This is a genomic window from Flavobacterium aeripolare, assembly GCF_013294025.1.
Taxonomy (GTDB): Bacteria; Bacteroidota; Bacteroidia; order Flavobacteriales; family Flavobacteriaceae; genus Flavobacterium.
Map to the genome: position 1 here is coordinate 168,095 of NZ_JABSNL010000001.1, position 22,080 is coordinate 190,174.

The 22,080-nt window shown below is 33.8% G+C and carries 21 protein-coding genes; 13 read left to right on the forward strand and 8 right to left on the reverse strand.

Going from position 1 to position 22,080, the window contains the following annotated elements:
* The first annotated feature begins 414 nt into the window (after positions 1-414).
* From HNQ00_RS00675 to HNQ00_RS00720, 10 genes are all read left to right on the forward strand, one after another.
* Positions 415-1,848, forward strand: coding sequence for a carbohydrate porin (locus tag HNQ00_RS00675; RefSeq protein ID WP_173836089.1), 1,434 nt, complete (start codon positions 415-417; stop codon positions 1,846-1,848).
* Positions 1,849-1,899: 51 nt separating this feature from the next.
* Positions 1,900-3,921 (forward strand): glycoside hydrolase family 97 protein, encoded by a 2,022-nt coding sequence (locus tag HNQ00_RS00680; protein ID WP_173836091.1) that lies wholly within the window; start codon positions 1,900-1,902, stop codon positions 3,919-3,921.
* Between the two features lie 171 nt (positions 3,922-4,092).
* The gene (locus HNQ00_RS00685) at positions 4,093-5,169 is read left to right on the forward strand and encodes a LacI family DNA-binding transcriptional regulator (RefSeq protein WP_173836093.1); all 1,077 of its coding nucleotides are present in this window, start codon (positions 4,093-4,095) and stop codon (positions 5,167-5,169) included.
* A 205-nt stretch (positions 5,170-5,374) separates the two neighbouring features.
* Positions 5,375-6,442, forward strand: a complete 1,068-nt coding sequence (locus tag HNQ00_RS00690) for a serine hydrolase domain-containing protein (protein WP_173836095.1) — start codon at positions 5,375-5,377, stop codon at positions 6,440-6,442.
* A 982-nt stretch (positions 6,443-7,424) separates the two neighbouring features.
* The gene (locus HNQ00_RS00695) at positions 7,425-8,786 is read left to right on the forward strand and encodes a phospholipase D-like domain-containing protein (protein ID WP_173836097.1); all 1,362 of its coding nucleotides are present in this window, start codon (positions 7,425-7,427) and stop codon (positions 8,784-8,786) included.
* Between the two features lies 1 nt (position 8,787).
* The gene (locus tag HNQ00_RS00700; protein WP_173836099.1) at positions 8,788-10,323 is read left to right on the forward strand and encodes a hypothetical protein; all 1,536 of its coding nucleotides are present in this window, start codon (positions 8,788-8,790) and stop codon (positions 10,321-10,323) included.
* A gap of 64 nt (positions 10,324-10,387) precedes the next feature.
* Positions 10,388-10,825: a hypothetical protein gene (locus HNQ00_RS00705; protein ID WP_173836101.1), complete on the forward strand. Its 438-nt coding sequence runs from the start codon at positions 10,388-10,390 to the stop codon at positions 10,823-10,825.
* A 2-nt stretch (positions 10,826-10,827) separates the two neighbouring features.
* Positions 10,828-11,403 carry a hypothetical protein gene (locus HNQ00_RS00710; RefSeq protein ID WP_173836103.1) on the forward strand — a complete coding sequence of 192 codons (576 nt, stop codon included), beginning with the start codon at positions 10,828-10,830 and terminating at the stop codon, positions 11,401-11,403.
* Positions 11,403-11,834: a hypothetical protein gene (locus HNQ00_RS00715; protein WP_173836105.1), complete on the forward strand. Its 432-nt coding sequence runs from the start codon at positions 11,403-11,405 to the stop codon at positions 11,832-11,834. Before HNQ00_RS00710 ends, HNQ00_RS00715 begins: the two co-directional genes overlap by 1 nt.
* 422 nt (positions 11,835-12,256) lie before the next feature.
* Complete coding sequence (locus tag HNQ00_RS00720) at positions 12,257-12,787, forward strand: CIA30 family protein (protein ID WP_254598408.1); 531 nt, start codon at positions 12,257-12,259, stop codon at positions 12,785-12,787.
* Between the two features lie 31 nt (positions 12,788-12,818).
* On the opposite strand, the gene HNQ00_RS00725 is transcribed toward HNQ00_RS00720, so the two are convergent.
* The 7 genes from HNQ00_RS00725 to HNQ00_RS00755 form a co-directional block, all read right to left on the reverse strand.
* Positions 12,819-13,670 (reverse strand): SDR family oxidoreductase, encoded by an 852-nt coding sequence (locus HNQ00_RS00725; RefSeq protein ID WP_173836107.1) that lies wholly within the window; start codon positions 13,668-13,670, stop codon positions 12,819-12,821.
* A gap of 98 nt (positions 13,671-13,768) precedes the next feature.
* Entirely contained in the window at positions 13,769-14,434 is a 666-nt protein-coding gene (locus tag HNQ00_RS00730) for an aspartate/glutamate racemase family protein (protein WP_173836109.1), read from the reverse strand.
* Between the two features lie 77 nt (positions 14,435-14,511).
* A complete protein-coding gene (locus HNQ00_RS00735) occupies positions 14,512-15,129 on the reverse strand; it encodes a ferric reductase-like transmembrane domain-containing protein (RefSeq protein ID WP_173836111.1) in 618 nt (205 codons plus the stop codon).
* A gap of 10 nt (positions 15,130-15,139) precedes the next feature.
* Positions 15,140-15,517, reverse strand: a complete 378-nt coding sequence (locus HNQ00_RS00740; RefSeq protein ID WP_173836113.1) for a nuclear transport factor 2 family protein — start codon at positions 15,515-15,517, stop codon at positions 15,140-15,142.
* Positions 15,518-15,521: 4 nt separating this feature from the next.
* Positions 15,522-15,719 carry a hypothetical protein gene (locus HNQ00_RS00745; protein ID WP_173836115.1) on the reverse strand — a complete coding sequence of 66 codons (198 nt, stop codon included), beginning with the start codon at positions 15,717-15,719 and terminating at the stop codon, positions 15,522-15,524.
* 246 nt (positions 15,720-15,965) lie between these two features.
* On the reverse strand, positions 15,966-16,826 hold the full coding sequence (locus HNQ00_RS00750) for an AraC family transcriptional regulator (protein WP_173836117.1): 861 nt from the start codon (positions 16,824-16,826) through the stop codon (positions 15,966-15,968).
* Positions 16,827-17,006: 180 nt separating this feature from the next.
* Positions 17,007-17,999: a YhdH/YhfP family quinone oxidoreductase gene (locus HNQ00_RS00755; RefSeq protein ID WP_173836119.1), complete on the reverse strand. Its 993-nt coding sequence runs from the start codon at positions 17,997-17,999 to the stop codon at positions 17,007-17,009.
* Between the two features lie 141 nt (positions 18,000-18,140).
* Between HNQ00_RS00755 and HNQ00_RS00760 the strand changes: the two genes are divergently transcribed.
* Positions 18,141-18,470: a winged helix-turn-helix transcriptional regulator gene (locus HNQ00_RS00760; protein ID WP_173836121.1), complete on the forward strand. Its 330-nt coding sequence runs from the start codon at positions 18,141-18,143 to the stop codon at positions 18,468-18,470.
* Between the two features lie 54 nt (positions 18,471-18,524).
* Here HNQ00_RS00760 and HNQ00_RS00765 read toward each other — a convergent pair whose 3' ends face one another.
* Positions 18,525-19,589, reverse strand: coding sequence for an ArsO family NAD(P)H-dependent flavin-containing monooxygenase (locus HNQ00_RS00765; RefSeq protein WP_173836123.1), 1,065 nt, complete (start codon positions 19,587-19,589; stop codon positions 18,525-18,527).
* A gap of 250 nt (positions 19,590-19,839) precedes the next feature.
* Between HNQ00_RS00765 and HNQ00_RS00770 the strand changes: the two genes are divergently transcribed.
* The gene (locus tag HNQ00_RS00770) at positions 19,840-20,817 is read left to right on the forward strand and encodes a DUF3526 domain-containing protein (protein WP_173836125.1); all 978 of its coding nucleotides are present in this window, start codon (positions 19,840-19,842) and stop codon (positions 20,815-20,817) included.
* 664 nt (positions 20,818-21,481) lie between these two features.
* The gene (locus tag HNQ00_RS00775; protein ID WP_173836127.1) at positions 21,482-22,045 is read left to right on the forward strand and encodes a Crp/Fnr family transcriptional regulator; all 564 of its coding nucleotides are present in this window, start codon (positions 21,482-21,484) and stop codon (positions 22,043-22,045) included.
* The last annotated feature ends 35 nt before the right edge of the window (positions 22,046-22,080 follow it).

The window sequence follows — 22,080 nt, forward strand, 5'->3', positions numbered from 1 at the left end:
ATAGTTCTAGCAATTTGTTTAGTCGAATTCTCTGCTAATCTAAATTTATCGTCAATTATTTAGAGCTGACTTTCATAAATCCTGATGGTTTTACTTTCGAATAAAAATATCCAATGTACAGCTTCAGTAATTTGTTTAGTCGAATTCTCTGCTAATCTAAATTTATCGTCAATTACTTAGAGCTGACTTTCATGAATGCTGATGATTTTACTTTCGAATAAAAATATCCTATTTATTAACGAATGTTTAAAACAAGCTGTTGGTTTCCAGATTCAGCTGATTAAATTCCTATCGTTTTGCTTTCGAAAACAATAATATCAAAAAAATAAACGCAATTAATTATCGTATCAATAATTATAACTATGTTTGCGAAAACAATCGATACTATAACAACAGCAATAACCAAGCAATTGAATGAAAAATAACCATTTAGTAACCGCTGGAAAATCAGTGCTAGTAGCAAAAGAAGCAAGGCGAAATTTCCGTAACGGCTTACTGTGTTTTAATGCATCTGTGCTGTTTATAGCACTGTCTACCGTAGGAACTGCACAAACAATTATGCAGGATGCAAATAGTAAATTTGGTGTCTCAGGATACATTAGGTCAGGTATAGGAAAAAGTGAAGGTGGAAAAACGCAGGCTAATTTTCAAAGTCCTGGAGCATTGAATAAATACAGCCTAGGTAATCAAGCAGATACTTACGGAGAATTAGAATTTGATTACACCCGCTATTTAAATGAATCTAAGGATCAATCACTTGATGTTGTTTGGATGTCATCTTTTTACGAAGCCTTTGGTAGTAAAAACAAAATGGAATTCAATAAAACGGCTCAACTGTACGTTCGCGCAAACAATCTACTAGGTAAAGGTGAAATTTTATGGGCTGGAAAGCGTTATTATGATCGAAAAGCTATTCACATGCTAGACAAGCAATGGATTAATCCATCACAAAATGGCTGGGGCTTAGGTGTTGAGAGACTAATTAAAAAAGGTACAAAGGAAGATTTGAAAATTGCAGCATGGACTTTCAATGAAGACAATGTTGTATCCTACCAAAATGTATTAGACACAAGCAGACTAAGATCGTACACCGCTGATGCACGATGGGTAAACATCCCTATTACCGGAACGAGTAAATTGAACCTGGCTGTTAATTATTCGATTAGAGCAAAAAACGAAAAGTTGGCTTACGATCAAAAAGATGGTTTTGGTGCCTTTGCTTGGTTGGATTACGAAAAAAAGTACATTACAAATACCACCGCAATATTATTTAGACAAGGGGCAAATGTTCCTATAAATCATTGGACGGGAGTTCCTGAAAAGGAGAATCCAAATAATAATAGTACGGTGCTCAACAACTTAAATACTGCTTATACGCTTGAGGTGAACAACAATTTTTTATACGATGATTTGGATAAGTTTGCTTTCAACGGAATTTTATCTGCGGTGATTAGGGATTTTGGAACGCTACCATATAATTACAATCCTAATGCGCCCAATAACAAAGAATATCTAGAAGGAAAAGGCCGCACCTTATACTGGTTAACTGCTGGAGCGAGAGGAATGTATTATTTAAATAATTATTTCAAATTACATTTAGAAGTAACACACGAGCACATTATCAATAAACAACTTGATTTAACGGGTAACCTGGATAAAATCACTTTTACACCTGAGGTTTCATTAAAAAAAGGGTTCTACTCCCGCCCTGTGTTACGTCCGTTTGTGACTTATGCTTTCTGGAGTGACGCGCTAAAAGGCACTGTGGGAACGGGACCTACTGGAGCACCTTTTGGTAACAAAACAGCTGGTTTGACTTATGGATTACAATTCGAAATTTGGTGGTAAACATTCCACTGACTAAAAAAATACTATTATTCAATTTTAAAAATCACTACAATGAAAAACACCACATTAAAAGCAATGCTATTTTCTTTGACATTGTTTGGCTCGGTTGCTATAACCGCACAATCAAAAAAGATTAGCTTGAATTCTCCGGATGGAAAAACAAGTACCGATATTACTGTTGGGAAAACAATACAATATTCGATCATTCAAGACGGTCAAAAAGTGCTCTCCCCTTCTACCCTTTCGATGACATTATCAGATGGAACTATTTGGGGTTCCAATAGTATTGTGAAAAGTGTAAAAACAGACGAGGTTAATACCGTAATTGATGCGCCTTTTTACAAATCTAAAAAAGTAACCGATCATTATAAGAAAGCAGTACTTACTTTTAAAGGCGACTGGAGCTTAGAATTTAGAGTGTATGATGATGGTGTTGCTTACCGTTTTATTTCAAAAAAGAAAGGAAAATTCAATGTTGTAAACGAAGTTGCAGAGTATAAATTCACTGATGATGCCACTGCTACAGTTCCCTACGTATATTCTGTGGGTGATCAAGAACATCAGCTATCACAGTCTTTTGAGAATACCTATACCACTTTGCCTATTTCGCAATTAGACAAAGAGCGTTTAATATTTCTCCCGTTAAGCGTCGCTACACCAGCAAAAAAACGCATTACTATTACTGAGAGTGATTTGCGAGATTATCCAGGAATGTATTTTAAAGCGGGTAATAATAAAAATACTCTAACAGCATTCTTCGCTCCATTGCGTGACCAAATTAAAGAACATTCAGGATACAACAATCTTCAAGTAATTGTAAATAAACGTCATGATTATATCGCAAAAGTAGCTAGCGAACGTAGTTTTCCTTGGCGCGCTGCTATCGTAACGGCTAACGATGTGGACTTGGCTAACACGACCATGACTTTTAAACTGGCTGCAGAAAATGTTATAGGTGATACTAAATGGATAAAACCAGGGAAAGTAGCATGGGACTGGTGGAATAACTGGAATCTTGAAGGAGTAGATTTTAAAGCAGGAATAAATAACGAAACCTATAAATATTATATTGACTTTGCTTCTAAAAACGGAATAGAATATATTATTCTTGATGAAGGATGGGCCGTGAATAAGGTGTATGATTTAATGCAGGTTGTTCCAGAAATCAATGTAGAAGAACTAATTGCATACGGTAAAGAACGCAATGTAGGAATCATTTTATGGGCTGGATATTACGCTTTTGACAAGGACATGGAAAAAGTGTGTAAGCATTATAGCGAGATGGGCGTTAAAGGATTTAAAATTGACTTTATGAATGGTGATGATCAGGAAATGGTGAGTTTTAACGAACGCGCAGCTAAAATGTGTGCCAAATATAAATTGCTAACAGACCTTCACGGAACTTACAAGCCAGCAGGTTTACAACGTACTTACCCTAACATTTTAAACTTTGAAGGGGTTCACGGACTAGAGCAAATGAAATGGCAACCCATTACTACAGACCAAGTGACTTATGATGTTACGATTCCGTTTATTAGAATGATTTCGGGACCTGTTGATTACACTCAAGGTGCGATGAACAATGCCGTAAAAGCATTAAACACCATTACTAATGTAGTAGAAACGCAGTACTACCCTAACTTTAGTAAACCAATGAGTCAAGGAACACGTTGCCATCAATTAGCAGAATATGTGATCTTTCTTTCGCCATTAAACATGCTTTGTGATACGCCTACAAACTATGAAAAAAATCCAGTAACTACAGCGTTTATTGCTGCGATTCCAACAGTTTGGGACGAGTCAAAAACAATATCAGGTAGCATGGGAGAGTACATTGTTACGGCACGTAGAAGCGGTAACGATTGGTACATAGGTGGTTTAAATAACTGGGATGCTAGAGAAATTACCTTAGACGTACAAGAAATCACAGGTAAATCGGGGACTGTTACTGTATTCAAAGACGGTATCAATGCTGATATGAACGGTGTCGATTTTGCTAAAGTGACTGAAAACAGTGCAGATAAATTAACGATTAGAATGGCGCCTGGAGGTGGATTTGTAGTGAAAATATAAACCAATCGCTTAGCTTAACCATAGTTCAAACCCTCATTTTAATAGTACAGCTATTAAAATGGGGTTTTCTTTTATACGGTACTTTATTTTGTTCGAAAGTAACTATTCCCAAAAGTAAAATGTCAATATCCGTTTTGTACCATGTATATTTGTAAAACAGATCATAGTGCTATGGAAAAGAAAATTACATTTAAAGAGGTGGCTAAACTAGCTGGTGTCTCTACTCAAACGGTTTCAAGAGTAACAAACGGCGGTTTAAATGTTGACCCTGTTACCTTAAAACGTGTTCAAGAAGCCATCAACACCCTTGGTTATATTCCTAATAAAGGGGCTCAATTATTGGTTCGAAAAAGTGCTAAAATTTTTGGTGTGTTATCGCTAGGAAGTACCTTTGAAGGAGCAGCTAGCATTGTGGACGGAATTAGATTAGAAAGTTTGGCAATAGGCTACCACATTTCGATCGCAGTAACCGAAGAAGGCGAAGAGCAAATCGAGTTAGCGATAAAAGAACTACAATCACAACAGGTCGAAGCGATCTTTATAAACCTGCCACTTACCACAGCAATAGCTGAGAAAATTGTAAATAAACATAGCAAGATTTCGTTTTTATTTATAGATGTACCTTATGAAACTGCAGTAAACCAAGTTTCATCAGATCATTATCAAGGAGCTAAACTAGTCGCTGATTTGGTTTTAAATCAAGGTCGAAAGCAAATTGCATTACTCAACGGACCATCGATTTCCTATGCCGCTAACTGCAGAACGAAAGCTTGGATGGATGCAATCACAAATTCAGAAGCTAGCATTGTTGCGCAAGCAGAAGGCAACTGGAGTGCTGAAAGTGGCTACCTTGAAACCACTAAATTACTCTCGAAAGCAATAGAATTTGATGCCTTGCTTGTAGGTAATGACCAAATGGCTCTAGGTGCCTTGCGTGCTTGTGCAGAGTTCAAAAAAGAAATTCCTTTACAAATCGCAGTAACCGGTTTTGATGATACCACAAACAGTGCTTATTTTAACCCACCGCTGACTACAGTGCGCCAAAATTTTCTGGAACTGGGTCGTAAAGCAGTTCAAAAAATAGCAAACCAAATTAAAAACGGTGATCACAGCATCTCAAAGAATAAAATTCCTGTAACTTTAATCGAAAGAAAAAGCACGCAAACAACCGCCAAAGACCCAAAAGCTACTGAAAAAATTGCAAACTTGCTGCAGGAAATTAATAAGCTACTACCCCACCTATCTTAAGTATTGCACTATCAATGACCTATTTCTAAGTGCATATAATTAGTAATTTTTTAAATTTACTGCCTGTTATCGCGTTTTATAATGCAAAGCTTTTATGAACCATATTTAAATGTTAAAATAGATTTGATAAAAGTAAAAACAACATAAACTTTAGGCGAGCAATTCTTTAAACAGCTACTTACAATGAATAATATGCTCAAAAAAGATGAATAGAATAAGTTTGATTTTCATTTTATTACTAGTGTTTAGCAATATAAACGCACAAGATTATGAAAAAATTGCAGAAAATATTATGCTCAAAGATAGTATTCCTGAAATGACTTTTGCAATCGTAACTAAAGACAATATTGCACTAAAAAAAGTTTTGGGCCATCATAAAATAAGTGAAGTGAACGAAAAATTAACTGCAAATAGCACTGATTATTTTCATTTGGGGTCTAATACAAAAGCAATAACTGGTTTTATAGCGGGTTATTTAGTGGATAATAAAAAAATCCAATGGGACACAAAATTCTTTGATATATTTCCAGAACTAAAGAGGAATTCAAATAAAGATTATTACAACATTACACTAGCGGATTTATTAACACATCGTGCGAAAATCCAACCTTATACTAGCGGTGCTGAATATGAAAAATTGCCAAATTTCAAAGGCAGTAAACAAGTTAAAAGAGCCCAATTTGCTCGTTATGTTCTAACACTTTCAGGAGTTGGCAGTCCAGACCATTATAATTATTCAAATGCCGGTTATAGTATTGCAACCACAATGCTTGAAAAAGTATCGGGCAAGTCTTGGGAAAACTTGTGCATTGATTTATTAAAGACACGGTTGGATATTGATTTTGTTTTTGGGTGGCCAAATAGAAATTTAAAAGATCAGCCCTATGGACATTGGGTGGAAAACGGTAAATTAGTTGCTGTTAATCCAGAGGTGGAATATGATTTAAGTTTAGCAGAACCTGCCGGAGATATAAGCATGAATATAGACAATTATGCCAAATTCATTCAACTCAACATTAAAGGTTTGTGCAAAGAGGATAACTTTCTAAAATTTGAAACATATTCTTATTTACATACTGCAAAAGAGGAGTATGCTATTGGATGGGGTAATTACGATCAAATTTCTGAACATGCTGGTTCAGATGGAACGTTCTTTTGTTATGTACAAATAGATCGTGAAACATCTGTTGGATATATAGTTATGGTCAATAGCGGAACCGAAAATGCACAAAACGGAGTTTATGAAATGATTGAAGCATTGAAGATAAAATAAGGTTAAGAATATCTCAGTTCTAAAAAATAAGGTAGAAAAATCTAAACACAATACTTTCAATTTTACAACTTTCTTAAACAGCGCCCAAAAATATTCAATAGTTATGAAGACTATTGCAATAAACATGACAATCAAGCATTCTTTCTAATTGTTTCTTCTTTTACATATTTAATTCTAATCGTATACTATAGCAATACTATATAGTTTAGTAATGGATTTATAGTTTTTAGCACTTACCCCCCACCGTCAGGATAATAGTAATGAACTGTTACGATTATTATTGAAGTATCTCAAAGCTAAGCAACAATGCCCTTAGAAAAGACAAAACAAATCCATCTAGTTTGTCATTCTGAAAGAATCTAACAAACGCATGCACAGTGAGCAACCGCAATAAAGCTCATTGCGAGGAACACGGTAATCGGGTACAGTGCGTCGCTTTTTAATGAGTTTTAAAATTATTTTTGGACGATTATTATTGGTGCTTTTTGTTATCTAGTAACGGACTTGATCACTGTAATTGCCAATAGAAATGGGCGCAAAGTCGGAGACATTTGCGCAGCGTTCACGATCGAATTTCCGTTTGAAAATTGAATTAGGGATTATACTTGCGGATTGGATTGCTTGCTTTGGGTTGGCTTTTTTAACCCGATAAGCCATTTAAGTTTTATCTTCTTTGAGACTTTTAAACTATATGAAAAATTAAAGAACATATACCTTTTGGCGCTTAAAAGCACCCAACTTTACACAAAACAAATCTACCTAATTTGTCATTCTGGAAGAATCCCACACAGGCATACACAAAAAGCATTCGTAATCAAGGTCATTGCGGGGAACGCGGCAATCACGTATTTAAAGAGATGCTATAACTTAAAAAAACATATATATATATCCTTACTAAAAATAGCAACAATAGCTAAGAAATATTTTATAAAACCCCTAAATAAGATTGTATTTTTACTATTTTTGATTAAAACACCAATTTATGCAAGTCGAAGCTATTTTCGCGAACATCCCTGACAGAATAATCTACGAAATAGAAATTGCGAAACAATCCATCTACATTGCAGTTGCTTGGTTTACGAACAAATTAATATTTGAAAAATTAGTTTTCAAAGCAAAGAATGGTTGTAAAGTGTACATCATAATTTCAAATGACAAAATCAATGAAAACTCGCAAATAGATTTTGAAATATTAGAAAAATTAAATGGCAAAGTATATAAAATTGGGAATGGTGACACCAATCTTATGCATAATAAATTTTGCATAATTGACCATACAACAGTAATAACTGGCTCCTATAATTGGAGTTATAAAGCTGAAACTAATCACGAAAACATTGTAATAAACTCAAACAATTCTGCATTAGCACAGCAATTTATCAGAGAGTTTAATTGTATTGTAGAAAAAGAATTTCCTAATCAAACAAATGAAGATTTTGATTTTCCATTAGACAAAATAATTAAACGTTTAGAAGTTATAAAAAACCTTATTCTTCTAGAAGATATTGAAGATTTAGAAACAATCACAAAGAAGTTATTCATCTACAAATTCAACGAAGATATCAACAGCATAATATCTTTTATGCAAGGAAAAGAATACGGAAAAGCAATAAAATCTATTCAACTTTTCATCTCCAATTATCAGCAACTTTCTATATGGAACGACCCTGAAATAGCCGGAATTAAACTAGAAATCAAAATATTAGAAAGCCAAGTAAATGCTTTTGATAATGAAAAAATTGAATTAGAGAAAGTACTGTCTGATTTTCAGCACAGACATACGATAGAATTAGGGAAATTGATTTTAGAAATACTCCAATTACGAAAAATCAAGTTTAAAAACCAATCGAGAGAAAAAGAAACTGAAGAAGATTTCAATAATTACCAAGAGCAATTTGAAATTGAAAAGCAGAAAATACAATTTGAACTTACTGATGAAGAAAAACTAGATTTAAAGAAAAAATTCAGAAAAGCGACAACTTTTTGCCATCCTGACAAAGTAAATGATGAACAAAAAGAAGAAGCCGAACGCATCTTTATCAATCTAAAAAAAGCGTATGACGAACACGACGTTGAAATGGTAAATCAAATTTTGAAAGATTTAGAGTCAGGCAAATTATTTCAATCCAAATCAGATACCACATCTGAAAAGGAGAAGCTCAAGATAATTTTAGAAAATTTAAAAGCCAACTTGAAACGCATTGAAAAAGAAATTATTGAATTGAAAACCAATGAAACGTTTGAAATAATCAATAACATTACAAATTGGGACAATTATTTCACCGAAACAAAAGAGCAACTGAAAGACGAATTAAACAATTTAACTTTAGAAATGGAACAATAGAATGGAAAACAATAATAAATTAACCGTTGCATCGCAAAGTTCGCTCCTAAATAAAGTAAATTCAAGTGTAGATATTACAAATAAATTGATTACTGAAAATAATAAAAAGTTGGTTGCTGAAATTTTTGAAAGTAATCCGAAATTCTTTACTGATTTAATTTCAGAGTATTACTCATTAAATGAGCAAGTAATCGACTTGTGTACAGATATTTGGAATTGGAACTCTATTAGCAATAACCTTAATATTAATTGGACTATTTCTTTCATTACAAAATATCAAAATAGCTTAATTTTTGAAGAATATGGTATGTATTCATCATATATAGACTCAGGCTTAATTACAAACACTAGTTTAAAATGGGATTTCGATTTATTAATTACTTTTAAAACTAAATGGAACTTGGCGTATTTTAGTGCTTATATTGATTTATCTTGGACTGATGATAAAATAGATTTTCTAGAAAATATTTTAGATTGGGATGGACATGTATATGGCAGTGTTATAAATAACCAACATATAAAATGGGATTTTAAATTAATTGAGAAATACAAAAATAAAATATGTTGGCGCGAATTAAGCTACAATGAAAGACTGCCTTGGTCAGAACAATTTATTGACAAATATGCCGAAAAATGGTTTTGGGGTGACGAATATTACAATAATATGAGTCACAACAAAGGATTTCCTTGGTCGATAGGTTTTATTAAAAAATATACTGATAAATGGCAATGGACTGGTATTCATTCTTTAAGTGATAATCCTTACATTCCTTTTAGTATTGAATTAATTGAAGAGTTTAAGGAAAAATGGGCTTGGGATGGTGAATATGGATTAAGCAATAATATTGGAATTAATTTTACAACAGAAATCATTGATAGATTTATTGATCGATGGGACTGGAAGTTCTTAAGCAACAATGAAAAAGTTAATTTTACACAAGAAACTATTGATAGATATGCTAATTATATCGACTGGGACAGTCTTTCAAAAAATAGAAATATATTATGGACAATAGACTTAATTGAACAATACGAAAGTCAGATAAATTGGAAAGATTTCAATTATTCTACATTTGAATCTTCATGGATTTTAATAGAGGAATATAGCAGTAGATTAGATTTCAATCAACTTTCATCAAATAAAAGTAACTTTTGGAATGAAGTAGTGATTGAACAATATAAAGACAAGTTGAATTGGAAAAGATTAAGTAATATTGAAACATTACCCTGGAATGAAAATTTCATAAAAGATTATGAAGATTTATGGAATTGGAATGATGGCCATTTTGATTTATCAAGTAATAAAAATTTACCTTGGTCATATAATTTTATAAACAGATATGCTGATAGATGGAATTGGGAGAATTTAAGCAAAAATGAAAGTATAAATTGGAACGTAAAATTACTGCATAAACATTCTCACAAATTAATATATCCTCGATATAAATCTCCAACTGCAATATGGAACACATTAAAACCATATATTGATGACGAGCTTATAATTAAATTACTTGAAAATATTCAAAATAACAAGTAAGATGCAATCAGTAAACCAAAATTTAAAATAAAAAGTCAATTTAATAGACTTTTAAAAAAATCATATGACGAATAAAAAAGAACAACTTGAGGAATTTTACAATTATAAACATTGGAGAGACATCCAACGCAATCAGTTAAATACTAGCTCAAATATTATATTTACATTTAGCGCAACAATTATAGGGTTCACAGTTAACTACTTGATGAAGAATAAAATTTGTAGCTGCGAAACAATTAATAGTTTATTAAGATTATCAGTTATAGCATTATTATTTTCAATTTTATTTTATTTGGTGATGAACATATCAAAATTAATAGATTTTAGAAAAACTGCCAGATCTATTAAAAGGGCAATTAAAAATGAAATTACATTTGAAGATATTGGCAAAAAAACGAAGCTCCTTGGTGATATATCATGGTGGAGTTTTTGGTTGGAACTTGCATTTGCGCTAATAGGTTTTATATTTTTAATTATTAGTATATTTAAAACTATTTATTAGAAATGAAAATAGCAATACTCGGTTGGGGTTCACTTTTATGGCAACCCAAAGATTTACAATTTGATAAAGAAACTGGCTGGACAGCAAACGGACCTTTTTTACCCATTGAATTTGCAAGAATTTCCAAAGATGGAAGATTGACTCTTGTAATCACTAAAAACGCAACTGAAGTGCAAACGTACTTTGCAATTTCAAGTTATGAAAATCTCCCAGAAGCAGTTTTGAATTTAGCTGTTAGAGAAGGTACTGGAAAAGGGCAAATTGGTAGTTATGAAAAATCAATTGATACTTTTTCGCATGAAAATGTGTTCTTTAAGAATAATATTTTAGAATGGATTAAGTCCACCGATATTGATGCTGTAATCTGGACAAATCTTGGTGAAAAATGGGAAATCAAAAACGACGGTGGCGAAGTCATTGAAACAATTGTTTCTGAAGATAGAATTGACTATTTAAAAAAGTTAAAGGGAAACAAAAGTGCTTTAGCCGAAGAATATATTCGACGAACTCCAACACAAATTCAAACTCATTACAGGACTTTAATTGAAAAGGAACTGGATTGGAAACCTATATTATAATGGACGAATTTAAACATCCATTTATAGTTGGCAAACATAAACTCAGGCTTTCAAAATTAGAACAACTTGCAAAAGATTTAGCTTTAAAATTAAATGCAACAGTTAAAATTGAGAGTCAGGAAGGATTAATTATTACGTTTGAAAGTAAAAAATCCATTTATAATGGTCGCCTCATCCAAAGAAACTCCTCATTAACTCCTCAATTCAAATATGAATTAATTTTGGAGGAATTCAGATTGAACATTTATGAAGATTTTATAGAAGTACTTTTCCGATTTGATGTTGACTATTTTCATCTTTATGATTTGTCGATAAAAGATGAATTAAAAAAAATTGATACTTTTCATAGATGTTTTGCAATATTAAATATTTTTGGAGTCAAAGATATTTATATTGGAGATTTCAATGAATTTCGAAATGGAAAAAAATAAAGTATAAATGGAATAATGTGTTGAAAAAGATAATAACTCTTCATCATTTTAAGGTTTCTATATGTTATTTCAATCAAATTTTTATTTTTCTAAATGCACAAAACCCCTAACCCAGATAGCAGTGAAAATCCTTTTGGGAAATCGTTTTTCAGCCTTACAAAAAGATTGTAACGCCTCGAACCGTCGTTACCTGGAAACAGCTCCAAAAAAGAATAAAATAAGTACCAATTTCAAATTGGATTTGGCTCAAAGTAACCTTAATTTTGTAGTAATTGGCAAAAGAGTCAGATGGCTGGGATCTTTCTACAACTATTTGTCGAAATTTATTCCGCGCCTATTAAAGTTGGAATGCTGTAACATAGCGCCCAATGGAGTAAGAACCAAGAAACCGCTAAAACAATTGTTTAACCAAACTAATTACTATGAAAAGCTTAATCTCTATGATGACACTATTTTCTTCTATGCCTCCACAGCTACTTTTTGATTTTACAAAAAAAGCAAACATTCAAGGTTGGCGCGTTGTGGATGACGTGGTGATGGGAGGGGTTTCGGCGGGCAACTTCACATTGGATTCGGATGGGTTTGGGCTGTTTGAAGGTGCTATTTCATTGGAGAACAATGGTGGTTTTTCATCTGTTCGCTATCGATTTCCACAGGTAAAAACAGCAGGCTACAGCAAAATAATTATCAAACTTAAAGGTGATGGCAAAAAATATCAGTTTAGGATAAAAACTAATTCTGGGGATTCACATTCGTTTATTGCTCCTTTTTCGACTTCGGGAGAGTGGGAAGAAATCAAAATTTCGCTTCAAGACATGTATCCTGCCTTTAGAGGTAGAACACTGGAACAGCATAATTTTTCGGAAGTTTATTTTGAAGAAATTGCTTTTTTGATTGGCAACAAAAAGAAGGAACAATTTAAACTCCTCATTGACCGAATAGAATTGAAGTAAAGGAGTTGATAAATAACCAAATTAGATAAGCCTACTCTCTATTTTTAAAATTCGTCATCATTTCTAAAGCAGAAATATGGGGTCTTCCCGCTGCTTTCTCATAATCCGAAGGGACATCGTTGGCTCCCATTCTAATTCCTTCATAGATTCCTGCGATTACTGTTCCCATAAAATCGCCTAACTCGGATTTTCTTTCTGTTGCGTAGTCCGCTACAAAAACGGAATTGTAAACCAAATCAGTTCCAAAAACCGTATTTATGTCGGCTGCCAATTGGGCTTGGGTGATGCCGTTGCCAACCAAATTATATATTTGTCCGTTGTGTTGGTCTTCCACTAGCATTTTCGCGTAAGCGTAACCCAGCTCTTGCCTGCTTGTATAGGTGCATTTGCCGTCGCCTGCACAATTTCGAATTTCGCCGTCTTTTTTATAGGTGTCTATATATTCCAAATCAGGCTCGATGTAGATTCCGTTGCGACCAATAACCCAAGATAATCCAGATTCTTGCACGTCTCTTTCGGTTTGTCTGTTGGTTTGAACAATTGGGCTAAAAGCGTTGTTTTCTTCGGCTCCTACTATACTGGTGTACACGATTTTTTTGACTCCTGCGCTTATTGCGGCTTCTATTACATTGCGGTGTTGCTCGATTCTTTTTTGTGGTTCGTCCATGCCCGAAACGAGTAAAACGGTATCGATCCCTTGCAATGCCGCATCAAATTCAGCGCGATTGTTGTAGTCTCCTTTTCGAACTTCTACGCCTAGATGTTTTGCTTTTTCGACGGTTCTCGCTATGGCGATGACGTTTTCTTTTCCGATTAAGTTACTGAGGTGTTTGACGATGGAAGCACCTAAATGTCCGCTTGCTGATGTTACTGCTATTTTCATACTATCTTCTTTTGATCTAATTGATACGGACAAAGATGATTATTTTCTGCTTTGTGGTTTATATCAATCTATCACTAATAATGGTAAATCTGGGACTATTATACTGTTTGTGAAACGGCTTGTTCTATTTGAAGTTGTGCCATATCTATAATACGATAGTTGTCGGTTAATTTGAAGATAGATAATTCTGTACAGGCGAGTACTACAGGGGAATTTTTGCTGTATTTGTTCAGTATCGAATGGTAGGATGCTATCAAATCTGGAGTTTCCGTTTCGGTATAGGTTTGTTTTCGAACTTCGTCTATAAACAAACGGTCTTCTTGAGATGGAAGTTGGACTTCTATTCCTTTGTCATTAAAATACGAACTGATATAATTTGATTCCATAGAATGGAGTGAACCAAATAAAACGATGGTGCTCCACTCCTGCTCTATTATTTTTTCGACCGTTAAAGCTAGCGGATGAAGTATCTTTTTCTGAATAGCTATGCGGTCAATGGTTTCGTGTAGCGTTATATTCGGAATTAAAATAGTGGTAATGGCAAACTTTTCGAGCTCATCTAGAAACGTTTTAACGACAGTATCTAGAGCCTCTGAAGTATTTGGCAAAAGTGGATTGATTGTATCAAAATCTACATTGAGCATCACAAAAGGAAAAGTACTGTAACCGCCTTTTTCTTGATTATACAATCGGTTTAGCTCCTTGATGTAATATAAAGTAGAGCGACTACCCAATCCCAATAGTCCAACGGCTGCTTTGCTCATATTTTAGTTTATTTAAGATGTAGTACCGGTATTATACAATTAAAATAGATAAGGTATTTATCTGATAAATTTAAAATTTAATTTCTACTATTTCGAAAATTCATAATTTTATTTTTCACTAATGGCAAACGAAGAATAAATCCAATACCCACTATTATTCCGTAGATAAGCCAAGTTTTTTCGAGAAGCACTACGTGTAGTAAACTCAAAATAATGGCTGCGTAAGAATAAGTTTGAATCTTTTTCCAGTTCTTCTTTAATTTCTTCATCGCTTTTCTATTCGAAGTAAAAAACAACGGAATCAAAATTAAGACAGCTATAAAACCTGCTATATAATTGGCTTCGGTAAAGGTTTCTGCAAATCCTTCGGCCCAAATAAAGATAATAAAATGAATAAAACTCCAAACTGCTGCTGCGATACCCATGGCTTGGCGCACAAATAAATTGTTGACACCAAACAGGATAAAAAAGGGCGTACAGCTAAGCACGGCGGTCATCCACCTAATGGCAAATTCTCCTGAGATATGGTACAGCATTTCTAGGGAAGACTTGCCTTCGCTAGCGGTTCCTGCTACCAAACTAATCGAAAAACCATTGGAGAAATTTAGGGTAACCAAGTTTAAAAGCGGGATAATTGGCAAGACACCAATTAGGGCGACTATCATCCAACCATAATTTTTTTTAATAAAACTCATTTGCTGCTTCTTAGTACATTTTGTTAGCATTCAATGCCGTTTTGGGAATTTGCTGAATGCTGTCCCAGTGCTCCACTATTTTTCCATCGTCAGAAAAACGAAAGAAATCCATTGTGACATACTCGTCCTCATCTGGCCAAACTTGATGCGTATGTAGCGCAACCAAATCACCTTCGGCAATGGTGCGAACGAATGCAATGGTTTTTACAGGGAACTCTTTTTGCATTCTCTCAAAATAAGCTATAAATGCCTGAGGCCCATCACCCACCATTGGATTGTGCTGAATATAATCTTCGCCTACATATAACGCGACCGCCTGAGCTGGGTTTCCTTCATATGCCATTTTGTAAAAAGCAATGGCATTTTGTTTATTTTGATCTAAATTCATACGCTTATTTATTTGATTTAAAGGCTTCTAGTTCTTTTTCTAAAGCTTCGGCTTTTGACTTGAATTTTTCCATCACATTTTTTAACTGACTAATTTTTTTGACCAGTTCTTCATCTTGTATCGATTGAAATACGACTTCTCCATTTACTTCTTTAATTTTTGAATTGTTGCCACAGCTAGGGCAAACTGCTACTTGACTCATGTTTTGTAATTTATTTTATACAAAGGTCTCTTTATTTAATCATTTTATAAAGGTAAATCCTCGGTTGAAAATGGTAAATATGCGCCTGAACTTGTTGTATGGTAATGCGTACTATTAATCTGCAACTAAGCTCGTACCTCTATTAATACAAGCAAATTTCACAGATGAAAACAACTGATCTGCTGAAATTAGTAAAATCTGCGTGCTAATTTTTAAGCAAATGACGCATAAAATGGTGAAATTGGGTTACAACAAAGCTTTAAACTCTCTAGGAGTGAGATTGGTATGTTTTTTAAAAAATTTGGTAAAATTGGTTAGCTCGTCAAAACCAACTGCAAAGGGAATTTCTTTGAGACTATTATTAGAACTCACCATGGCTCTTTTGGTTTCGAGAATCACAAAATCGTCTATAAAATGTTTGGCGGTGTTTAAAGTAAATTCTTTGACTACTTGGTTTAAATGTTTGGTCGAAATAAACAATTTATTAGCGTAGTCTTTTACGTTGCGAGTGCTTGTATAATGGGCTTCAACCAAGTTTTTGAACTGAATAAAAATAGCGTAATGGTTCGAATTGTTATTTTCTAAAGTATCATTGAATTCTCGCTCCAATCGCAATAAGTATAAGTTGAGTAAAGCAGCAACGATGTTTTCTTTGGCGTACTTATTTTCATTTTTTACCTCTACGATTAATTGGTCTAAAAAGATTTTGTTTCCAGCTTCATTACTAAATATAGGCGACGAAATATGGTAATTGTACAAATGCGAAATCATATTTATCGAAGATTTCGAAAAATGATTTACGACAAAATCTTCGGTAAAAATGATTAAATAGCCCTCATATTGTGCATTTTTCTGAAAAGCATGTACTTGTCCTTTGGCAATTTTAAGCACTGTGCCTGCTTTTAAATCATGTTCTTTTAAATCTATTTGGTGGGTACCAAATCCTTTAGTTACTAATAATAAAGCAAAAAAAGATATGCGGTGTGGTTGTGTAGGATTGTGATCGACAATATCGGGCATTCTGGCAAATAAATCGGATAGATTTAGAAACTCAAAATCTTTTGATTTTTCGACACTTTGAAATGATATATTGGGAATATTTTTCAATCGCTAATTTTTGTGCAAATTACTTTAAAAATGTAAAATAAAAAAAAATAGAAAGCAGTTTTACTTCTTCAATTCCAATTTTAAATATCTAAACGAACGAATGCAGTCCGCTATTAATCGCTCACTGCATTCGCTCGTTTTTTATTTGCTTAAATCGTACTAAATAGCGAAAACAAATAACTACAACTTAATGATTGTTCGTCCTTTTAACTTTCCTTCGAGCATTAGATTAATTTTAGCTTGTAAATCTTCTAGGGCAATTTCTGTGGTTGTTTCTGCTAAGGTATCTAGTTTCCATTCGGTAGCTAATTTAGACCATACTTTTTCGCGATATTCCATCGGGTAGTTCTGGGAATCAATACCTATAAGCGACACTCCTCTCAATATAAAGGGGAAGACTGTTAGTTCTAGTTTGGGTGAAGCTACATTTCCGCAACAACTTACTGTTCCCATAGGACTCACAGACTTAATCAAATTTTCAAGAATAGTACCTCCTACTGTATCAATTGCTCCAGCATAAAGTGGTTTTAGAAGTGGTTTTTTATCTAGGTTTTCAAAATCTTCACGCAGGATAACTTCGTTAGCTCCTAATTTTTTTAAAAAATCAACCTCGCTATTTTTACTAGTAATAGCCACCGTTTTATAGCCCAATTTGTTAAGGATTGCAAGACTTACAGAGCCTACGCCTCCCGTAGCTCCAGAAACGGCGATAGCACCATTATCAGGTTGCACTGTTTCGGTTAATCGTAATACTGACAATCCTGCTGTAAGACCTGCAGTACCAATCATCATTGCCTCTTTCATAGAAAGGCCTGCAGGTAATTTAACTACCCATTCAACTGGAACTTTAACATATTCTGCAAAGCCACCATCAGTATTCATACCTAAATCATAACTAGTGACAATGACTTCATCTGCTATTTTAAATTTATTCGAATGAGAAGCCACAATAACTCCTGTCGCATCAATACCTGGTGTGTGTGGAAAATTTCTAGTCACGCCTTTATTTCCTGTGGCTGACAATGCATCTTTATAATTTAGTGAACTGTAACTGACTTTTATAAGTAATTCACCTTCAGAAATTTCTAAAAAGGGCATGTCTTTTATCGCAGTAGTGAACTTGCCGTCGTTTTCCTCCACTCTAAATGCTTTGTATGTAGCTTGTGTGTTCATAGTATATAATTTGAATGTTTTACTTAAATTTACATCAAATTTCGGTAAAAACATATTGCTATACAACAACTTACAATTTGTACTGCCACGAACATTTTGTACCGTATTGTTCGTTTTCAATGCTTTAAAGAAAAAATGAAAATGAAAAAAAGTTATTGCCCCATCGATACATTTATAAATACTATTAAAGGAAAGAGAAAAGGAACGATTATTTTACACCTTTTTAGAGGCGATAAAAGGTACGGTGAACTCGTTAAATTGATGCCTGATATTAGCGAACGAATGATGAGCAAGCAATTAAAAGAACTAGAAATCGATGGATTAATTAATAGAACCGTTTTTCCTGAAGTACCCCCTCGAGTAGAATATAGTCTGACCAATTTAGGCAAAGAAATTCATCCGGTACTTAAAGGCATGTATAAAGGTGGTTTACTCTTTGAGGATACTATAATTGACGCTACAATCTACTAATTATTACTTCTATAGTCCTATAAATTTGACACGGACATACTCCTACCCTATTTTTTATAGTGGTCCTAGTTCAGTATTAAAAAAGGCCTGAATTTCTTTTACAGTTTGTCTTGCCGTTTTACCAACGCCATATATGGTTGCCGATGCGAAACCAGTCCAGTTTCCATAACCTACAAGCCAAAGTTTAGGTTCTAATGCTGATCTAGTGCTTTCTTCAATCGTTTTTACCTGATTGTTTTCGATGACAGTAAGAGCAGTTAAATGGTCTAAATTTGCCTTAAAACCAGTACACCAGATAATTGCATCAAAGGGCTCTTTATCACCGTTATCCCAAACCACACCGTCCTTATAAAAAGATTTAAAAGGGCGTACGGCATGCAGTACTTTCCTTTCCCTAGCTTCCTTTACTGATGGTACCATGACAATACTAGAAAGTGCTATTTTTGAACTGGGCACAGTATCTGTTTTTCCAAAATAAGTGTCATTTGCCTGCGCAAATAAATGACGACCATCAATATCATCTGCTAGAAAGTTTGGCTCTTCTAGAGTTACCCATTTTGCAAACGCATCTTTAGAAACTTCTGCAAGTATTTGGGCTCCAGAATTTCCAGCTCCCACAACTAAGACTTTTTTATTTTTTAAATCATCAGTATTTCGATAATGTAGAGAGTGAATTTGCTCTCCTATAAATTGTTCCCTGTCTGGATAATTAGGAATAAATGGCTTTCTAGCAGTACCCGTTGCACTTACAAGCGCTTTTGAGTAGAAAATGCCTTTAGATGTTTCTATTTTAAAGAGATCGTTTTCTTTGATGACAGTTAATACGTCAGTGTCTCTTTGTATGGGAAAATCATATCGGTTTTCGTAGGCAGTCAAATAAGCTATAAACGCGGTTTTGCTAGGATATTCTTGCTCGGTTTTAGGCATTCCCCAACCTGATAGAGAACTATATTCTGAAGGAGAAAATAATTTCAAACTATCCCATGTTTGCAACCAAGAACCACCTGGCTTTGATTGATTATCGAGAATAAGATAATCTAAATTACTTCGTCTTAAAAAATAGGCAACTGACAAACCCGCCTGTCCTCCACCAATTATAATTAGATCGTATTGCTTCATATTTTCCAAAAATTATTTTCCTAAACTATTTTTCCAAATCACTTCACAATATATACTTTTTTATGTAGATATTTATTTACCAATCAATATGATTTACAATTATTTATTTAAATGATTAAAAACTTTACAATTCTTTGTAAAACAGTAATTTAATAGTGTTTATTTAAACTTTAGATAGAAGTAATAGGTCACTATTAGAGCTCTGGAAGGTCAAAAATACGACGCTGATTTTGAAAACCCATCTTTGTTAATGTCTGGTAATTTAGATTTAGGTTTTGTTATCATATATTTGTTTCCGTTGGTCTTGATTGCCTTGACTTTTAACCTGTACTCTGAGGAAAAAGAATTAGGAACATGGCGAATTTTAGCATCGCAAACAGCTAACAAGTCTGGGTTTTTATTTAAAAAATTACTCATAAGGATTTTGTTCGTTCTTGTTCTTTTGATTACGCTGTTGGTTATTGCGATTTTAGTGTTAGAAATACCTTTAAATCAGAACTTTTGGGCTTTATTTCTTCAAAGTATCACGTACTTATTGTTTTGGAGCGCTCTATGCTTTTGGATGGTAACACTATTAAAAAGTTCGAGTTTTAATGCTCTTGCCCTATTGTCTGTATGGGTTTTGTTAACGATTTTATTTCCAGCAATTGTAAATAATTATGTGCTGAACAGATACCAAGTTCCAGAAGCACTAGAAGCTATGGTCGAACAACGTGATGGTTACCATGAAAAATGGGATTTAGAAAAAAATGCCACAATGGTTGGCTTCTTAGAAAAATACCCACAGTTCAAAAGCTACCCCGTTCCCGAAGATAAATTCAGTTGGATTTGGTATTATGGTATGCAATACATGGGTGATCTTGCGGCAAGAGACACTAGTGAAGAAATGACAGATAAGATTATGTCGCGAAATACGGTTAGCGAAAAAATAGCGCTTCTCATCCCCACAATGCATGCACAATTAAGCTTTAATACCTTAGCAGGATCCGATATGATTAGTCATTTAGAATTCTTAAATGCACTAGCAGTCTTCCATGAAGATTTACGCTTGAGCCTTTATACAAAAGTCTTTGATGCACAATCGGCTGATGCAGTAGATTGGACCAAGTACGAGGCAAAATTCTACTCCGCTAAGCCCCATTTTGACTGGATGTATTTAATGTTGCCAACCCTTATCATAACTATAGTTATTAGTGCGTTTGAGGTTTTAAATCTCAGGAAATTATAAATAAAAAATGAGGCTTTTGGACCATGTATTCACACTGGTACCAAAAGCTCCATTTTCACATTAAATATGTATTTGATTATGCTAACATAGTTTGTATTACGTTCCATATTAAAACTTAAAAGATTATTAGTCGCGCTATGTGGGTTGCCTTTTTTAAGCTATTTAAATTTTTACCTTTCAGACTTTTAAACCATTTAATAAATTAAAGAACATATATGTTTTGATACTTAAATGCACCCAACAAAACGCAAAGTAAATCTACCTAGTTTGTCATTCTGCAAGAATGGAACGCACGGATTCACTACGACATTCGTAATCAAGGTTATTGCTAGGAGCGCGGCAATCACGAACGGTGGGTTGCTTTTTATTGAGTTGCAAATTTGATTTTAAAGAATTATTACTGGTGCTTTCTGTTATCTAATAACGGATTTAGTTTGCGGGCACAGAATACAATTCTGCGCTAACGAACCGCTGAAACTACAGTCATTCATATTCGAGCGAAGGCAAAGCTTATAAACATTAGATTTTTAGCCATTTCGAACCCATAAAATGAATTAATCGGGAGGTGGTTTGATGAATTTTCTTAAATTGTTCCTAGATTGAAAAGAGAATCAACTGTTCTGTTACATTCGATTGGGAAAAACATAAAAAAACATTATTAGTAATGGAAGAATATCTACAAAAATTTAATCTATTTACCAGTCAAGAAATAACACAATTCTTAGCTCTTTGTGAATACAGAACGATAAAAAAGAATGATTTTTTCTTGCAACAAGACGAAATTTGCGACAATCTATCTTATGTGGTGTCGGGAATTTTTCGGTCTTTTTATTATTCGAATGCTGACGACCAAATTACCTATTGTTTTACTTTTCAAAATAGTTTACTAATGGCGTACTCTTCGTTTATATCTGGAAACAAATCTCAGGAAAACTTGCAAGCTATTTCCGATTCTGAGATTATTTCGATCCCAAAAAAGAAGTTGGAAGAGTTAGCCAAATCAAATACCAAATGGTTGGAGTTTTTAAAAATTATTGCAGAAAAAGAGTATGTTGATCTTGAGAGTTGGATTTTCAACCATCAAAAAGATAAGGCACAGCAACGTTACTTAGATTTATTGAACAAGCAACCCAAATTAATTCAAGAAATACCTTTGCAACACATTGCTTCCTATTTAGGAATTACCCAAAGGCATCTAAGCCGCATTAGGGCCAATATTACTTATTAGACAAATGTCCTAGTCCTACTCTTTACGTCCTTCAT

Bases quoted from the DNA above. Each gene is read 5' to 3' on its own strand.
- HNQ00_RS00675 (WP_173836089.1), top strand. From the start codon at position 415: ATGAAAAATAACCATTTAGTAACCGCTGGAAAATCAGTGCTAGTAGCA.
- HNQ00_RS00680 (WP_173836091.1), top strand. From the start codon at position 1,900: ATGAAAAACACCACATTAAAAGCAATGCTATTTTCTTTGACATTGTTT.
- HNQ00_RS00685 (WP_173836093.1), top strand. From the start codon at position 4,093: ATGGAAAAGAAAATTACATTTAAAGAGGTGGCTAAACTAGCTGGTGTC.
- HNQ00_RS00690 (WP_173836095.1), top strand. From the start codon at position 5,375: ATGAATAGAATAAGTTTGATTTTCATTTTATTACTAGTGTTTAGCAAT.
- HNQ00_RS00695 (WP_173836097.1), top strand. From the start codon at position 7,425: ATGCAAGTCGAAGCTATTTTCGCGAACATCCCTGACAGAATAATCTAC.
- HNQ00_RS00700 (WP_173836099.1), top strand. From the start codon at position 8,788: ATGGAAAACAATAATAAATTAACCGTTGCATCGCAAAGTTCGCTCCTA.
- HNQ00_RS00705 (WP_173836101.1), top strand. From the start codon at position 10,388: ATGACGAATAAAAAAGAACAACTTGAGGAATTTTACAATTATAAACAT.
- HNQ00_RS00710 (WP_173836103.1), top strand. From the start codon at position 10,828: ATGAAAATAGCAATACTCGGTTGGGGTTCACTTTTATGGCAACCCAAA.
- HNQ00_RS00715 (WP_173836105.1), top strand. From the start codon at position 11,403: ATGGACGAATTTAAACATCCATTTATAGTTGGCAAACATAAACTCAGG.
- HNQ00_RS00720 (WP_254598408.1), top strand. From the start codon at position 12,257: ATGAAAAGCTTAATCTCTATGATGACACTATTTTCTTCTATGCCTCCA.
- HNQ00_RS00725 (WP_173836107.1), bottom strand. From the start codon at position 13,670: ATGAAAATAGCAGTAACATCAGCAAGCGGACATTTAGGTGCTTCCATC.
- HNQ00_RS00730 (WP_173836109.1), bottom strand. From the start codon at position 14,434: ATGAGCAAAGCAGCCGTTGGACTATTGGGATTGGGTAGTCGCTCTACT.
- HNQ00_RS00735 (WP_173836111.1), bottom strand. From the start codon at position 15,129: ATGAGTTTTATTAAAAAAAATTATGGTTGGATGATAGTCGCCCTAATT.
- HNQ00_RS00740 (WP_173836113.1), bottom strand. From the start codon at position 15,517: ATGAATTTAGATCAAAATAAACAAAATGCCATTGCTTTTTACAAAATG.
- HNQ00_RS00745 (WP_173836115.1), bottom strand. From the start codon at position 15,719: ATGAGTCAAGTAGCAGTTTGCCCTAGCTGTGGCAACAATTCAAAAATT.
- HNQ00_RS00755 (WP_173836119.1), bottom strand. From the start codon at position 17,999: ATGAACACACAAGCTACATACAAAGCATTTAGAGTGGAGGAAAACGAC.
- HNQ00_RS00760 (WP_173836121.1), top strand. From the start codon at position 18,141: ATGAAAAAAAGTTATTGCCCCATCGATACATTTATAAATACTATTAAA.
- HNQ00_RS00765 (WP_173836123.1), bottom strand. From the start codon at position 19,589: ATGAAGCAATACGATCTAATTATAATTGGTGGAGGACAGGCGGGTTTG.
- HNQ00_RS00770 (WP_173836125.1), top strand. From the start codon at position 19,840: ATGTCTGGTAATTTAGATTTAGGTTTTGTTATCATATATTTGTTTCCG.
- HNQ00_RS00775 (WP_173836127.1), top strand. From the start codon at position 21,482: ATGGAAGAATATCTACAAAAATTTAATCTATTTACCAGTCAAGAAATA.